The following is a 14,649-nucleotide window of genomic DNA, read 5'->3' as shown; positions in this document are numbered from 1 at the left end:
CAATGGAAGACCTTGTGACTGGACCGACTCCACTGGACAAGCGCTGGCTCACCGAAGCGATACGCCTGCGCGAGGAACACGCCGGCCCCCTGGAAGACCAGGAAGCCAACCGCCACGCCCGCCAGCACGGGGGCGACCTGGCCGCGCGCATCGAAGCACGCGCAATGTTCCTGGCGGAACGCGATGGCATCAGCACCGCCTTGCAGCGCTGGAAGCAAGGCGCACGCCTGGCGCTGCTGGCGTTGACGCTGCTGGCCGTCGTCAGTGGCGCCGGCATGGCCTTTGCCGCCTTGGGCGACGGGCAACGCCCGGTCAACGTCTTCTGGGCGCTGGGCAGCCTGCTCGGGCTGAACCTGCTGATGCTGCTGGGATGGGCCGCAGGCCTGGTGCTGAGCGGCGAACACGGCGCCAACCTAGGGCGGCTGTGGTTGTGGCTGAGCGAACGCTTCGCCCGCGATGCCAAGGCCGCGCACCTGGCCCCGGCGCTGCTGGTGCTGCTGCAACGCGAGCGCCTGAACCGCTGGCTGCTTGGCCTGCTGGTCCACAGCTTGTGGACGCTGGCCATGCTCAGCGCGCTGGCGCTGTTGCTGGCACTACTCGCCACCCGGCGCTATGGCTTCGTCTGGGAGACCACGCTGCTCGCTGCCGACCCCTTCGTCAACCTGACCCAGGCCCTCGGCGCCCTGCCCTCGCTGCTCGGCTTCGCCGTGCCGGACGAGAGCATGATCCGCCTCAGCGGCGACACCCTGCCCGCCCTCGACATCGCCCGCCAGGCGTGGGCCAGCTGGCTGCTCGGCGTGGTGCTGGTGTATGGCCTGCTGCCCCGTGTGCTGTTGGCCGGGCTGTGCCTGTGGCGCTGGCGCCAGGGCGGCCAACGCCTGGCCCTGGACCTCAGCCTGCCAGGCTATGCGCAACTGCGTGAAGCGTTGATGCCGCGCAGCGAACGTATCGGCGTGCAAGATACGGCGCCCCACTCCCTGCCCCAATTCCAGGCTGGCCAATTGGATTCCGGCAGCAGCGGCGCCCTGTTGGTCGGGCTGGAACTGGACGACCAGCGCCCGTGGCCCCCTGCCCTGAGCAAGGGCGTGACCGACGCGGGTGTGCTCGACAGCCGCGAGTCGCGCAACCGCCTGCTCGAACAGCTCAGCCGCTTCCCCCCGGCGCGCCTGGCGATCGCCTGCGACCCGCGCCGTTCGCCGGACCGTGGCAGCCTCGCGCTGCTGGCCGAACTGGCACGCAATGCCGGCGCCACGCGCATCTGGTTGCTGCAGGCGGAACCCGGCCAGGCCCTGGACGCCGAGCGCCTGGGCGACTGGCACGAAGCACTGGAGCGCCTCGGCCTGCCTCACGCTGACACCTCACCGCTGACCTGGCTGGAGCATGGCCATGACTGAGCCGCTGAAACTGGCCGTGGTCGGCCACACCAATGTCGGCAAGACCTCGTTGCTGCGCACGCTTACCCGCGATGTAGGATTCGGCGAGGTGTCCCATCGCCCAAGCACTACCCGCCACGTCGAAGGCGCACGCCTGTCGGTGGACGGCCAAGCGCTGCTCGAACTCTACGACACCCCGGGCCTGGAAGATGCCATCGCCCTGCTCGATTACCTGGAGCGCCTGGAGCGCCCGGGCGAGCGCCTCGACGGCCCGGCACGCCTGGAGCGGTTTCTGCAAGGCAGCGAGGCGCGCCAGCGCTTCGAGCAGGAGGCCAAGGTGCTGCGCCAGTTGCTGGCCAGCAACGCCGGCCTGTATGTGATCGATGCCCGCGAGCCGGTGCTGGCCAAATACCGCGATGAACTGGAAGTACTGGCCAGTTGCGGCAAACCGCTGTTGCCGGTGCTCAACTTCGTCGCCAGCAGCCAGCATCGTGAACCCGAATGGCGTGATGCCCTGGCCCGCCTGGGCCTGCATGCGCTGGTGCGGTTCGACAGCGTGGCGCCCCCGGAAGACGGCGAGCGTCGCCTTTACGAAAGCCTGGCCTTGCTGCTGGAGGACGCCCGCCCAGCGCTGCAGCGGTTGATCGACGACCAACAGGCGCAGCGCATCGCTCGCCAGCAAAGCGGCAAGCGGCTGATCGCCGAGTTGCTGCTGGACTGCGCCGCTTGCCGGCGCAGCGTTGCAGCCGAACCGGCAGCCGAGGCCAAGGCTATCGAAGCGCTGCGCCAGGACGTACGCCAACGTGAGCAGCGTTGTGTAGAGGCGTTGCTCAAGCTCTATGCGTTCCGCCGCGAGGATGCCAATGCCGGGGATCTGCCGTTGCTGGATGGGCGCTGGGGCGATGACTTGTTCAACCCCGAAACCCTGAAGCTGCTCGGCGTGCGCCTGGGCAGCGGCGTGGCGGCGGGTGCCGCGGCCGGTGCCGGCGTCGATTTGCTGGTCGGTGGTATCACGCTAGGTGCTGCAGCACTGGCCGGCGCCATTGCCGGAGGCGCGCTGCAGACTGCGCGCAATTATGGCGCTAGATTGCTGGGGAAGTTGAAGGGCCAGCGCGAACTGACCGTGGACGATACCGTGCTGCGCTTGCTGGCGTTGCGTCAGCAGCAGTTGATGGTTGCGCTGGACAGCCGCGGGCATGCGGCGCAGAACAGCATTCGCCTCGGTGAGCTGGATGAAAAGGCCTGGCGCGAAGGCAAGCTACCCGAGGCCTTGAGCAAGGCCAGGGCACATCCGCAGTGGTCCACGCTCAACCCTGGGGCGCGGGTGAATCAGCCTGAGCGGCAGGAGCAGCTGGAGGCGCTGGTTTTGCAGATTTGAGGGTGCCTGGCAGGCCCTATTCGCGGGCTTTCCCCGAAAAGGAGCCTGCTCAGGCAGCATCCATTTGAAGCAACGCCAACGCCTTGCGTTTCAATGCCGCCAGATCAATCACTGGCACGCCAACCTCCTTGGCCCGCTCATCCCATTCCCGCATGCGCAAACTCACGCAGAACAGCGGATCCCGCTCAAAGGCATCCGCCTGCGCTTCAGTCATCACGCCCCCCTGATATTCAAGCGTCCGCCGACTGGCCTCGCTCAGCAGGGTGTAATAACCCGGCTTGCGCAGCGTCAGATAACGCTTGGCCTCGACGTGATACTCCACCAGCCGCGCCATGCGCTCGCCAAAACCGCAACGGCGCAGGTATTCAGCGCCGATGCGCTCGTGGCTGACCACGCCATAACCGCCCATGTCGCCTTCACCGCCACACAGGTGGCCAATATCGTGGAAGAACGCGGCCAGCACCACGTCGTCGTCGAAGCCTTCTTCCATGGCCAATTGCGCAGCCTGGGACATGTGCTCCAGCTGGGTGATGGCTTCGCCGATGTAGTCGTCGCTGCCGTGGCGGTCATACAGGGCAAACGTGTGGTCGATAATCTGGACTGGCGTGGTCATCCAATGGCTTCCTCGGGTTACTGCTGCGCTACTTTCTCCGACTTGCCATCATAACGCTTGCGCCACTCGGCCAGGATCTGGTCACGGTTCTTCGAGGCCCAGGCAAAGTCGTTCTTGATCAGGCGCTGCTCATAGTCGGCCGGGAGTTCAGTCTGCGGTTTGGCAATGCCTGGTGCGGCGAGCACGGCGAAGTTCTCCTTGTACAGCTCCATCGCCGCCGGGCTTGCCGAGAAGTCGGCCAGACGCTTGGCGGCTTCAACCTTTGGCGAGCCCTTGATCAGCGCGGTCGCCTCGATTTCCCAGCCTAGCCCTTCTTTCGGCAGGACGATGTCCAGAGGTGCGCCCTGGCGCTTGAGCTGCACGGCCGGGTACTCGAACGATATACCGATCGGGAACTCGCCCGCCGCTGCCAGCTTGCACGGCTTGGAGCCGGAATGGACGTACTGGCCGATGTTCTGGTGCAGCGCGTCCATGTAAGCCCAGCCTTGCGGCTCGCCAAAGGTCTGCAGCCACGCGCTCACATCCAGGAAGCCGGTACCGGACGACGCCGGGTTCGGCATCACGATCTTGCCCTTGTACTCCGGCTTGGTCAGGTCCTGCCAGCTCACCGGCTTGCTCAGGCCTTGCTTCTGAGCCTCGATGGTGTTGAAGCAGATCGTCGCGGCCCAAACGTCCATGCCGACCCAGGCTGGCGGGTTGGCCGCGTCACGGTAGTTAGCGGAGATCTTGCCCAGATCTTTCGGTGCATAGGCTTCGAGCATGCCGTTCTGGTCGAGGATGGCCAGGCTGGAAGCCGCCAGCCCCCACACTGCATCGGCCTGCGGGCGGTCTTTCTCGGCCAGCAGCTTGGCGGTGATGATGCCGGTGGAGTCACGCACCCACTTGATCTCGATGTCCGGGTTGGCCTTTTCGAAGGCCTGCTTGTAGCTCCTGAGCTGCTCGGCTTCCAGGGCGGTGTAGACGGTCAGCTGCGTGCTGGCGGCCGAGGCCTGCAGGCTGAATACAGCGGATACGGCAGCGGCAAGTGCAAGGGGCTTGAACATGATGCGGTTCCTATCAGAGTGGGCAGTCGGTCAATGGCCAGGCGCGCGCTGGCGCCAGGCCTGGGAGCGGCGCAGCAGGCCGCGGGAAGCACCGGCCAGCAGCAGGGATGCAGCGGCGCTGGTCAGCAGGATCAAGGTCGACATGGCGGCAGCGCCACCCACGTTGCCGGCATCGTCCATGTTCAGCACGGCGACGGCGGCGAGGATGGTGTCCGGGCTGTAGAGGAAAATCGCCGCCGAAACGGTGGTCATCGCCGAGACGAACAGGTAGCGGATGATGTCCAGCAGCGCAGGCAGGCAGATCGGCACGGTGACCCGCACGAAGTGCTTGTACAGCGGTGCCTTGAGCGACAGCGCGGCGGCCTCGAACTCGCCATCGAGCTGGCGTAGCGCGGTGGTGGCGGTCATCTGCGCGGTGGTCAGGTAATGGGCGATGGTGCATACCACCAGCAGCCCCATGCCGCCGTAGAACACATGCAGTGGGTTGCCATTGAGGTTGAAGAAGAAGACGTAACCCAGGCCCAGCACCAGCCCGGGCACCGCCATGGGAATGAAGCTGAGCAGGCGCAGTGCCTGATTGAGCAGGCGCTGCCCCGGGGTTTTCTCCATCAGGTAGGCACCGGCGAAGATCACGATGCTGCCGATCAGGGCGGTGCCGAGGGCCATGGTCACGCTGTTGCGATACGCCAGCCAGCCGCCCCCTGCGGTGTCCTCGAACATGTAATGCTTGAACGACAGGGTCATGTTGTAGGGCCAGAAGGTCACCAGCGACGAGTACACCGCCATGCCGATCACCCCCACCAGCGCCACGCACACCAGCACGACGATGGCCAGGTAGCAGGCATCGCGGCCGCGCGACGGCTTGGGCTCGAACACCTGGGCGCGGCCGTTCATGGACTCGCCCTGGCGACGACGCAGCCAGGCGTCCACCGCGAAGCTGAGCAACGCCGGCACCAGCAGCACCATGCCGATCAATGCACCACGGCCAAATTGCTGCTGGCCTACGACCGCTTTGTAAGCCTCCAGAGCCAGCACCTGGTAGTCGCCACCGACAACCACCGGCACACCGAAATCGGTGATGGTCAGGGTGAACACCAGGCAGAAGGCCGCGAACACGGCCTGGCGCGTGGCCGGCCAGGTGATGCTGCAAAACGCCCGCCACGACCCGGCGCCCATGCTGGAGGCAGCGTCGAACAGCCGCGCATCGGCCAGCGACAAGGCCGACAGCAGGATCATCAGCGCATGCGGGAAGGTGTAGATGGCCTCACCGAGGACGATGCCCCAGAAGCCATAGATATTGTCGCTGAGCAGCCCACGCAGCAGGCCCTGGTTGCCGAACAGATACACCAGGGCAATGGCTGGCAGCATGGAAGGCGCCAATAACGGCAACAGCGAAATCCCCCGCCACAGGCCCTTGGCCGGGATCAGCGTGCGTTGCAAGGCGTAAGCGAACAGGTAGGCCAGCGGGATCACGATCGCGGCAACGGTCAGGGCCACCGACAGGCTGTTACCGAGCAGCCAGTGGAAATTCGCGCTGGCGAACAGCTCACGGGCCGCGTGCAGGCCACCGCCCTGGCCGGCATCGCCACTGAAGCCACGCCAGAAGATCGCCAGCAATGGCATCAGCACCGCAAGCAGCAGCATGAACAGCAGCAGGCTTTTGCCACCGACGACGAACAGGCGGTCCCCCAAGGCGACATCACCGCGCTTGGCCTGGGTGAGCGGCAGCGACATTGACGCGCCCATCTCAGGCAAACACCTGCAGGCTCTGCGGCGGCAGCGCCACCCAGATGTCCTGCGAGCCCAGACGCGGCATGGCTTCTGGCGCCAGCTCGGCGAGCAGGGCGTGGCCCGGCAAGGCCTGGAGCTCGAAGCTCATGCGGCAGCGGTTGCCGAGGAAGGTGATCTCGCGGACCTTGGCCGGGAACAGGTTTTCCTCATGCACCACCGGGTTGACGGTGATCGCCTCCGGGCGGCAGAACAACCGGCCACTGCTGGCTCGCGGCGCCCCCGATGCCAGACGCATGCTGATGCCGCCGACCTGGGCGGAGCTGTCGCCCGTGCGTTGGAACGGCAGCCAGTTGCCCTGCCCGACGAATTCGGCGACAAACGGTGTGGCGGGCTGATCGTAGATTTCCTGCGGCGTGGCGTACTGCTCGACCTGGCCGTTGTTCATCACCGCAATGCGGTCAGCCATGAGCATGGCTTCGTCCTGGTTGTGGGTGACCATCAGGGTGGTGATGCCCAATTGGCGCTGCAGCTGGCGCAATTCGGTGCACAGGTGCTCACGCACTCGCGCGTCCAGAGCCGACATCGGCTCATCGAGCAACAACAGCGAAGGCGACGGCGCCAACGCACGGGCCAGGGCCACGCGCTGCTGCTGGCCGCCGGATAGCTGGCCAGGGTATTTCTTTTCGCTGCCGGTCAGGCCGACCATTTCAAGCATCTGGCCCACACGCTGGCGGCTTGCATCCCGGCCGCTGCCGGTCAGCCCGTAGGCGATGTTGGCTTCGACAGTGAGGTTGGGGAACAGCGCGTAGGACTGGAACAGGATGCCGTAATCACGCGCCTGTGGCGGCAGTTCGGAGATGTCACGCTCGCCAATGAACAGCTCACCACGGTCCTGGCGCTCGAGGCCGGCGATGCAGCGCAGCAGCGTGGTCTTGCCACAGCCCGAGGGGCCGAGCAGGCAGACCAGTTCGCCCGCAGCGACGTCCAGGGAGACATCGTTCAGCGCCGTGAAGGCGCCAAAGCGCTTGTGAATACCGCGCACTTTCATGTGTGCGCCTGGGGTGGCGTGGTTCATGGCAAAGCCTCATCGAGCAGATGTGGCCATGCTAGGAAGGCTGTGCGAAGGTTCTGTGGCGGTGAGGCAAAAGCGGGCGATAGTGGTATAGGCAGATTTTGTAGTGGCGTTGCTGGCTAGAACTGCGACCCCACCACTTCCTGCGCTACCCCGAGGAAGGCTGCCGGCAAGCGGGCCTGGCGTCTTTCTTTCAGGCAATACAGGTACTCGTGCATCACCGGCGCGTCTTCCAGGGTCAGCACCCGCAGCTCCGGATTGTGCGGCACCTCGTGCCGGGCGATCACGCTGATGCCGATATTACGCAGCACCGCCTCACGGATCGACTCGCGGCTACCGATTTCCAGCACCGCTTCGGCCTTCACCCCAGCGCCTTGCATCATTTCTTCGGTGAGCTTGCGCGTGGTCGAGCCTTTTTCGCGCATCAGCAGGCATTGCCCCGCCACCACCTCGATCGAGACCACCTGACGGTGCGCCAGCGGGTGATTGCGGTGCACCGCCACTACCAGCGGATCCGTACCCAGCACGCGCCTGACCAGGCGCGCATCTTCCAGCAACTGTGAGGAGGCGGCGAGATCGACGCGGTAGTCTTCCAGCATCTCCAGCACTTGCTGCGAATTGCCGATCTCCACGGCCACGCCCACCTGTGGCAAGCGCTCACGGAAAATCTTCACCAGATCGAGGATGTAATACGGCGCGGTGGCAGCGATGCGCAGGTTGCCTTGGGCATGGCCGCTGTTGCGCAGTTCGAACTCGATGTCGGCTTCGTGTTGCAGCAGCGCCTTGACCATCGGCAGCAGGCGCACGCCCTCTTCGCTCAACACCAGGCGCCGCCCGCCGCGGTAGAACAGCTCCACCGCGTACTGGCTTTCGAGGTTGCGGATCTGGGTGGTCACCGTCGGCTGGCTCAGGCCAAGCTTCTTCGCCGCCAGGGTGATGCTGCCCAGGCGGGCCACCATGTAGAAGGCTTTGAGCTCGGCACTCAGCATTGCGGGGCTCCGCAGCGGCAAGCGCCAAGCTGCAAGCCGCAAGCTAAGGCAGTACTGTGTAGTTTCATAGATCTCGATTCCACCTCGATCAGCTTGCCGCTTGCAGCTCGCCGCTTGCAGCTGCTACTTGCGCAACAGGCGCAGACCGTTGAACACCACCAGCAGGCTTACGCCCATGTCGGCGAACACTGCCATCCACAACGTTGCCATGCCGGCAAAGGTGAACGCCAGGAAGATGGCCTTGATACCCAACGCCAGAACGATGTTCTGCTTCAGGATCGCCGCACTTTGCCGCGACAGCCTGACGAAGGCCGGGATTTTGCGCAAGTCGTCATCCATCAGTGCCACATCGGCGGTCTCGATGGCGGTGTCGGTACCGGCAGCCGCCATGGCAAAACCGATCTCGGCGCGGGCCAGCGCCGGCGCGTCGTTGATGCCATCACCGACCATGCCAACCCGGTGCCCCTGGGCGTAGAGCTGCTCGATCGTGCTCAGTTTGTCGGCAGGGAGCAAGTTGCCTTCGGCGCGGTCGATACCGACCTGGGTAGCGATGGCCTGGGCAGTGTGAGGATTGTCGCCGGTCAGCATGACTGTCTTGATGCCAAGCGCATGCAAGTCGGCGATGGCCTCGCGGCTGCTGTCCTTGACCGTGTCGGCAACGGCGAACAGCGCCAACGGGCCAGAGCGGTCGAGCAACAGCACCACCGTCTTGCCTTGACGCTCGAGTTGGTCCAGCTGCGCTTCGAGCTGCGGTGAGCACAGGCCCAGCTCTTCGACCAAACGATGGTTACCCAGGTGATAGGTTTCGCCATCGATATCACCGCGCACACCGCGCCCGGCCAACGCAGCGAACCCGCTGACCTCACTCAGTTCAAGCCCCTGCGCCCTGGCGAACTGGGCGATGGCAGCCGCTACCGGGTGGTCTGAACGCTCGGCCAGGCTTGCCGCCAGTGCCTGGGCGCGGCCTTCGAACAAAGGGTCGAGCACCTTGGTATCGGTCTGCACCGGTTTGCCGTGGGTAAGGGTGCCGGTTTTGTCCAGGGCCAGGAAATCCAGCTTGCGCCCCCCTTCCAGGTACACGCCACCTTTGATCAGGATCCCCTTGCGCGCCGCAGCCGCCAGGCCACTTACAATGGTCACCGGCGTGGAAATCACCAAGGCACAGGGGCAGGCCACCACCAGCAGCACCAAAGCGCGGTAGACCCAGTCGAACCAGGCGCCGGCCATCAGCAGCGGCGGGATGAGCGCTACGGCCAAAGCCAGGGCGAAAACCACAGGTGTGTAGATGCGCGAGAAGGTATCGACGAAACGTTGAGTAGGCGCGCGGGCGCCCTGCGCCTCCTCCACGGCCTTGACGATACGGGCCAATGTGGAATGCCCCGCCACGGCCGTTACCCGGTACTCGAGCGCGCCGGCCTGGTTGATGGTACCGGCGAACAACTTGTCGCCAGGGGCCTTTTCCACGGGCAGGCTCTCGCCGGTGATCGGCGCCTGATCGACGCTGGATTGCCCACTGACCACCTCCCCGTCCAGGCCGATACGCTCACCGGGGCGCACGCGCACGAGGGCACCGATCGCCACATCGCGCACCGGGGCCTCCCGCCATTGGCCGTCAGCCTGCTGCACCGTGGCCATGTCCGGCGTAAGCTGCATCAGGCCACTGATGGCATGGCGTGCACGGTCAAGTGAACGCGCCTCGATCAGTTCGGCGAGGGTGAACAGCACCATGACCATGGCCGCCTCAGGCCATTGGCCGACCAGCACGGCACCGGTCACGGCAATGCTCATCAGCGCGTTGATGTTCAGGTTGCGGTTCTTCAGGGCAATCCAGCCCTTCTTGTAGGTGCCCAGGCCACAGCCAAGGATCGCGGCCAGCGCCAGCGCGGCTACCACCCACTCAGGCGCCAAGGCGCTGAAATGGATTATTTCGGCGGCGATCGCCGCGACGCCGGACAATGCCAATGGCCACCAGCGAGTCTTGGCTGGCGCAAAGGCGCCACCCTCATCCTCTGCAGCCAGCGGTTCTGCCTTCATACCCAGGCTTTCGATGGCCCGCTCGATCTCAGTAGTGCCCTCCAGGGTGTGGCGCACGCCCAGTACGCGGTTGATCAGGTTGAACTCCAGCTGCTCGATGCCGGCCAGCTTGCCGAGCTTGTCCTGGATCAGGGTCTGTTCTGTCGGGCAGTCCATGGCTTGTATGCGAAAGCGGCTGAGACGGGCCTGACCACTGGCCTTTTCGCTCAGTTGCACAAACGCAGGTGCCGCACGGGACCCGCAGCAACTGTGTGCATGGGCGTCGTGGCAATGGCGTTTACTGGCGTTGACGTGGTCATGGTCATGCACGTGTTCGTGGCTGACAGGCTGGTTCATGGGGTCATCCTTAGTGAGCACCTGTTGCCAAGTGAACACCCTGTAGCCACTATAGGGTCAAGCCACCTGTTGGAGATTCGCCATGAAAATCGGAGAACTGGCCAAAGCCACCGACTGTGCAGTGGAGACCATCCGTTATTACGAGCGTGAACAGCTGCTGCCGGAGCCTGCACGTACCGACGGTAATTACCGGTTGTATACCCAAGCCCATGTCGAGCGGCTGACCTTCATCCGCAACTGCCGCACCTTGGACATGACCCTGGACGAGATCCGCAGCCTTTTGCGCCTGCGTGACAGCCCGACGGGTTCATGTGGCAGCGTGAATGCGTTGATCGACGAACATATCGAACACGTGCAGGCGCGGATCGATGGACTGGTGGCATTGCAGGAGCAACTGGTGGAATTACGCCGGCGGTGCAGTGAGCAGGGAGAGGAATGCGCGATCTTGCAGCGTTTGGAAGTGAACGGGGCTGTATCCGTGCCGGATTCAGAGCATTCGCACGTGGGGCGCAGCCACGGCCATTGAAGCCGTGGGGGCTGCTGTGCAGCCCTCGGCATTCGCGTGAATCAGACCGCCATTGGCGCCGTCATCGGTGCATGGTGCTCATAGCCTTCCAGGCTGAAATCGCTCGGTTCGATCTTCTCCAGCCACTCAGGCTCATACTTGCCCGTCTCGGCAAAGGCAGGCACGCGGTTGCTGATCACCAGCTTCGGCGCTTGCAGCGGTTCACGCTTGAGTTGCTCATTGAGCATGTCCAGATGGTTTTCGTACACATGGGCATCGCCAATGAAGTACGTGAACCAGCGCGGCGTGTAACCGGTCAGGCGGCCGAACAGCGACAGCAGCGCCGCACCTTCGGTGAGGTTGAACGGCGTGCCCAGGCCCAAGTCGTTGGAGCGGATGTACAGCGTCAGTGAGATTTCCCTGGTCTGCACGTTCGGGTGGAACTGGTACAGCAGATGGCAGGGCGGCAGCGCCATTTCGTCCAGCTGCGCGCAGTTCCAGCCGTGGAACAGGATGCGGCGGCTGCCCGGGTCGTTGGCGATGGTGTCCAGGCACTGACGCACCTGGTCGATGGCCTTGTACAGGACGACGAACGCCTGGCCATCTTCTTCGTCCTGGGCAATCCTGCGAAAGCCCGCTTTCTCGGCCATTTCGATCGCAGCCGGATTGCTCAGCGGGATGCGCTTGTAACCCGGCCACTGGCGCCACTGCACACCGTAGATCTCGCCGAGGTCGTCATGGCCCTGGCGGAACGGGTTGGCCAACCACTGGGCGTTCTCGTTGGCGTTCTGATCCCACACCTTGCAGCCCAGCTCACGGAATTCACCCGCGTTCTTCACGCCACGCAGGAAGCCGACCATCTCGCCGATGGCGGACTTGAATGCCAGCTTGCGCGTGGTGATGGCCGGGAAGCCCTTCTGCAGGTCGAAACGCAGCATGGCGCCTGGCAGGCTAATGGTGCGGATGCCCGTGCGGTTTTCCTGCAGAGTGCCGTTTTCGATGACGTCACGGACCAGGTCCAGATACTGTTTCATGGCTTACCTGTAGCAATAACGGCAGGGGGATCGCCCCTGCCGTTGGGAATCAGATGGCGGGTTTCGCCGTGGGTTTGCGATTATAAGCCCACCAGATCAATCCGAGGCCGGCCAGAATCATCGGGATGCAGAGTATCTGACCCATGGTCAGCCAGCCCCAGGCAATGTAGCCCAGCTGGGCATCCGGCACGCGGACGAATTCGACGACGAAGCGGAAGATGCCGTAGAACAGCGCGAACATCCCAGACACCGCCATGGTTGGGCGTGGCTTGCGTGAGAACAGCCAGAGGATGGCGAACAACGCCACGCCTTCCAGGGCGAACTGGTACAGCTGCGATGGGTGGCGCGGCAGCTGGGCCGGGTCGCTGAACGGCGGGAAGATCATCGCCCACGGCACATCGGTCGGTTTGCCCCACAGTTCGGCGTTGATGAAGTTGCCGATACGCCCTGCGCCCAGGCCAATCGGCACCAGCGGTGCGACGAAGTCCATCAGCTCGAAGAACGACTTGTTGTTGCGCTTGCCGAACCACAAGGCGGCCAGCATCACACCGATGAAGCCGCCGTGGAACGACATGCCACCCTTCCATACCTCGAAGATCAACGTCGGGTTGGCCAGGTAGGCGTGCAGGTCGTAGAACAGCACATAACCCAAGCGCCCGCCGACGATGACCCCCATCGACAACCAGAACACCAGGTCCGAGAGCTTTTCACGCGACCAGGTGGGGTCGAAACGGTTGAGCCGGCGCGAGGCGAGCAGCCAGGCGCCACCAATGCCGATCAGGTACATCAGGCCGTACCAATGGATTTTCAGCGGCCCGAGCGCAACGGCCACGGGGTCTATCTGCGGGTAAGGCAGCATGGATATTCCTCTGGTTTCAAATCAAAAAGCTCAGACCTACGCAAAACAGCAGCGCGGCGAACAAACGCTTGAGCAGACGGGGCGACAACTTGTGCGCCAGCCGCGCGCCGAAGCGGGCGAAAAACATGCTGGTCACGGCAATGCCGACCAGCGCTGGCAGGTACACGAAGCCCACGCTATGGGCGGGCAGATGCTCATCGTGCCAACCCAGCCACATGAAACTCAGGGCGCTGGCCACGGCAATCGGCAGGCCGCAGGCCGAAGACGTGGCGACCGCCTGCTGCATCGGCAGGCTGCGCCAGGTCAGGAATGGCACGGTCAACGAACCACCGCCGATCCCGAAGATTGCCGAGGCCCAACCGATCACGCCACCGGCGCCGATGAGTGCGGGCTTGCCGGGAATGCCGCGGCTGGCCTTGGGCTTGAGCTCCAGTGCCATCTGCGCGGCAATGATCAGGGCGAACACGCCGATGATCTTCTGCAACAGCGGGCCCTGGATAAGCGAAGCCGTCTTGGCGCCCACTCCGGCGCCCAGCAAGATACCCACGGTCATCCAGGCGAAGACCGGCCACTGCACCGCACCCCGGCGATGGTGCTCGAGCACGGCGTTGACCGAGGTGAAGACGATGGTGGCCAGGGAGGTACCGACTGCCAGGTGAGTGAGCACCGAAGCGTCGAAACCCTGCAAGGTGAAGCTGAACACGAGCACCGGCACGATGATGATGCCACCGCCCACGCCGAACAGCCCGGCCAGCACACCGGCACAGGCGCCCAGAAGCAGATAGAGTGCGAACTCCATTCGTCGTCCCCGACAAAACAATCCGGCATGGTAACGGAAGCCGGGCTCGGGGCTCTAGTGAACTCTGTGACAGGATGGATCGGCGCCGCCGCTGTGGGTACAGTGGCAAAAAACACAGAGGCCCAACCTATGTGCCTGATCGTATTCGCCTGGCGGCCAGGGCATGCCTTGCCGCTGATCGTGGCGGCCAACCGCGACGAGTTCTATGCCCGCCCCACTCAGGCGCTGGCGCCCTGGGAAGATGCGCCCGGCGTATATGCCGGGCGTGACCTGGAGGCCGGTGGTACCTGGCTGGGCGTGGGGCCGCAGGGGCGGTTCGCTGCGCTGACCAATATTCGCGACCCCGGGCAGCCATTGGGCCCCTGCTCGCGCGGCGAGCTGGTGGCGGCCTACCTGCAAGGTGAGCTTGGGGTCGAGGCATACCTGGACCAGGTCGCCAGCCGCAGCCAACAGTACTCGGGGTTCAACCTGCTGGTGGGCGATGGTGCGCGCCTGGGGTTTCTGCACGCCCGAGACGCGGCGCCGCGCTTGCTGGCGGCTGGGGTCTATGGGCTTTCCAATGCCGGGCTGGACACGCCATGGCCAAAGCTGATCAAGGCGCGCGAGGGGCTGGCACGGGTACTGGATTCAGCGGACCCGCAGGGTTTGATGGCGTTGCTGGCCGATGGTGAGACGGCGCCTGAAGCAGAGCTGCCGGAAACTGGCGTGGGCGTGGCGACCGAGAAGCTGCTGTCGAGTGTGTTCATTGCCAGCCAGAACTATGGGACACGCGCCAGTACGGTGCTGATCGTGGATGATCAGGGCAATAGACGGCTGATAGAACGCAGCTTCGGCCCGTTTGGTGGGCACTTGGGGGAGGTTGAGCTTTCGGTCTGAAACCCTG

General features: G+C 64.5%; 13 protein-coding genes. 4 read left to right on the top strand and 9 right to left on the bottom strand.

The genetic code is table 11. The annotated features are described in order from the left end of the window. Positions 1 to 2 precede the first annotated feature (2 nt). The gene (locus OSW16_RS01650; RefSeq protein WP_267820272.1) at positions 3 to 1,394 is read left to right on the top strand and encodes a DUF2868 domain-containing protein; all 1,392 of its coding nucleotides are present in this window, start codon (positions 3 to 5) and stop codon (positions 1,392 to 1,394) included. Then, positions 1,387 to 2,751 (top strand): GTPase/DUF3482 domain-containing protein, encoded by a 1,365-nt coding sequence (locus OSW16_RS01645; RefSeq protein WP_267820270.1) that lies wholly within the window; start codon positions 1,387 to 1,389, stop codon positions 2,749 to 2,751. Before OSW16_RS01650 ends, OSW16_RS01645 begins: the two co-directional genes overlap by 8 nt. Positions 2,752 to 2,800: 49 nt before the next feature. Here OSW16_RS01645 and OSW16_RS01640 read toward each other — a convergent pair whose 3' ends face one another. The 6 genes from OSW16_RS01640 to OSW16_RS01615 all read right to left on the bottom strand — a co-directional run bounded on the left by OSW16_RS01640 (position 2,801) and on the right by OSW16_RS01615 (position 10,569). Continuing rightward, a complete protein-coding gene (locus OSW16_RS01640) occupies positions 2,801 to 3,364 on the bottom strand; it encodes a phosphonate degradation HD-domain oxygenase (RefSeq protein ID WP_267820268.1) in 564 nt (187 codons plus the stop codon). A gap of 17 nt (positions 3,365 to 3,381) precedes the next feature. Beyond that, complete coding sequence (locus tag OSW16_RS01635; RefSeq protein ID WP_267820265.1) at positions 3,382 to 4,407, bottom strand: putative 2-aminoethylphosphonate ABC transporter substrate-binding protein; 1,026 nt, start codon at positions 4,405 to 4,407, stop codon at positions 3,382 to 3,384. 30 nt (positions 4,408 to 4,437) lie between these two features. Next, complete coding sequence (locus OSW16_RS01630; protein WP_241805058.1) at positions 4,438 to 6,153, bottom strand: putative 2-aminoethylphosphonate ABC transporter permease subunit; 1,716 nt, start codon at positions 6,151 to 6,153, stop codon at positions 4,438 to 4,440. A gap of 1 nt (position 6,154) precedes the next feature. Continuing rightward, a complete protein-coding gene (locus OSW16_RS01625) occupies positions 6,155 to 7,213 on the bottom strand; it encodes a putative 2-aminoethylphosphonate ABC transporter ATP-binding protein (protein ID WP_267820263.1) in 1,059 nt (352 codons plus the stop codon). A gap of 116 nt (positions 7,214 to 7,329) precedes the next feature. Then, positions 7,330 to 8,199 carry a LysR substrate-binding domain-containing protein gene (locus OSW16_RS01620; RefSeq protein WP_267820261.1) on the bottom strand — a complete coding sequence of 290 codons (870 nt, stop codon included), beginning with the start codon at positions 8,197 to 8,199 and terminating at the stop codon, positions 7,330 to 7,332. 123 nt (positions 8,200 to 8,322) lie between these two features. Further along, positions 8,323 to 10,569 carry a heavy metal translocating P-type ATPase gene (locus OSW16_RS01615; protein WP_267820259.1) on the bottom strand — a complete coding sequence of 749 codons (2,247 nt, stop codon included), beginning with the start codon at positions 10,567 to 10,569 and terminating at the stop codon, positions 8,323 to 8,325. A gap of 82 nt (positions 10,570 to 10,651) precedes the next feature. Here OSW16_RS01615 and cadR point away from each other — a divergent pair, with 82 nt between their 5' ends. Further along, positions 10,652 to 11,095 (top strand): cadmium resistance transcriptional regulator CadR, encoded by a 444-nt coding sequence (gene cadR, locus OSW16_RS01610; RefSeq protein WP_241805054.1) that lies wholly within the window; start codon positions 10,652 to 10,654, stop codon positions 11,093 to 11,095. Positions 11,096 to 11,136: 41 nt separating this feature from the next. Here cadR and OSW16_RS01605 read toward each other — a convergent pair whose 3' ends face one another. From OSW16_RS01605 to OSW16_RS01595, 3 genes are read right to left on the bottom strand one after another with little or no spacing between them, the layout of a single operon-like run. Beyond that, a complete protein-coding gene (locus tag OSW16_RS01605) occupies positions 11,137 to 12,108 on the bottom strand; it encodes a thymidylate synthase (RefSeq protein ID WP_267820256.1) in 972 nt (323 codons plus the stop codon). A gap of 49 nt (positions 12,109 to 12,157) precedes the next feature. Continuing rightward, positions 12,158 to 12,967, bottom strand: a complete 810-nt coding sequence (lgt, locus tag OSW16_RS01600) for a prolipoprotein diacylglyceryl transferase (protein WP_241805052.1) — start codon at positions 12,965 to 12,967, stop codon at positions 12,158 to 12,160. 16 nt (positions 12,968 to 12,983) lie between these two features. Then, positions 12,984 to 13,766 (bottom strand): sulfite exporter TauE/SafE family protein, encoded by a 783-nt coding sequence (locus OSW16_RS01595; protein ID WP_241805051.1) that lies wholly within the window; start codon positions 13,764 to 13,766, stop codon positions 12,984 to 12,986. A 129-nt stretch (positions 13,767 to 13,895) separates the two neighbouring features. On the opposite strand from OSW16_RS01595, the gene OSW16_RS01590 reads away from it, so the two are divergent. Then, the gene (locus tag OSW16_RS01590) at positions 13,896 to 14,642 is read left to right on the top strand and encodes an NRDE family protein (protein ID WP_267820253.1); all 747 of its coding nucleotides are present in this window, start codon (positions 13,896 to 13,898) and stop codon (positions 14,640 to 14,642) included. The last annotated feature ends 7 nt before the right edge of the window (positions 14,643 to 14,649 follow it).

Origin of the sequence: Pseudomonas putida (assembly GCF_026625125.1) — a bacterium.
Taxonomy (GTDB): domain Bacteria; phylum Pseudomonadota; class Gammaproteobacteria; order Pseudomonadales; family Pseudomonadaceae; genus Aquipseudomonas; species Aquipseudomonas putida_X.
This window is presented reverse-complemented; position numbering and strand designations above follow the sequence as displayed.

What these genes read in the sequence shown, in the direction of transcription:
- OSW16_RS01650 (WP_267820272.1), top strand. Translation starts at nt 3, where the DNA reads ATGGAAGACCTTGTGACTGGACCGACTCCACTGGACAAGCGCTGGCTC.
- OSW16_RS01645 (WP_267820270.1), top strand. Translation starts at nt 1,387, where the DNA reads ATGACTGAGCCGCTGAAACTGGCCGTGGTCGGCCACACCAATGTCGGC.
- OSW16_RS01640 (WP_267820268.1), bottom strand. Translation starts at nt 3,364, where the DNA reads ATGACCACGCCAGTCCAGATTATCGACCACACGTTTGCCCTGTATGAC.
- OSW16_RS01635 (WP_267820265.1), bottom strand. Translation starts at nt 4,407, where the DNA reads ATGTTCAAGCCCCTTGCACTTGCCGCTGCCGTATCCGCTGTATTCAGC.
- OSW16_RS01630 (WP_241805058.1), bottom strand. Translation starts at nt 6,153, where the DNA reads ATGGGCGCGTCAATGTCGCTGCCGCTCACCCAGGCCAAGCGCGGTGAT.
- OSW16_RS01625 (WP_267820263.1), bottom strand. Translation starts at nt 7,213, where the DNA reads ATGAACCACGCCACCCCAGGCGCACACATGAAAGTGCGCGGTATTCAC.
- OSW16_RS01620 (WP_267820261.1), bottom strand. Translation starts at nt 8,199, where the DNA reads ATGCTGAGTGCCGAGCTCAAAGCCTTCTACATGGTGGCCCGCCTGGGC.
- OSW16_RS01615 (WP_267820259.1), bottom strand. Translation starts at nt 10,569, where the DNA reads ATGAACCAGCCTGTCAGCCACGAACACGTGCATGACCATGACCACGTC.
- cadR (WP_241805054.1), top strand. Translation starts at nt 10,652, where the DNA reads ATGAAAATCGGAGAACTGGCCAAAGCCACCGACTGTGCAGTGGAGACC.
- OSW16_RS01605 (WP_267820256.1), bottom strand. Translation starts at nt 12,108, where the DNA reads ATGAAACAGTATCTGGACCTGGTCCGTGACGTCATCGAAAACGGCACT.
- lgt (WP_241805052.1), bottom strand. Translation starts at nt 12,967, where the DNA reads ATGCTGCCTTACCCGCAGATAGACCCCGTGGCCGTTGCGCTCGGGCCG.
- OSW16_RS01595 (WP_241805051.1), bottom strand. Translation starts at nt 13,766, where the DNA reads ATGGAGTTCGCACTCTATCTGCTTCTGGGCGCCTGTGCCGGTGTGCTG.
- OSW16_RS01590 (WP_267820253.1), top strand. Translation starts at nt 13,896, where the DNA reads ATGTGCCTGATCGTATTCGCCTGGCGGCCAGGGCATGCCTTGCCGCTG.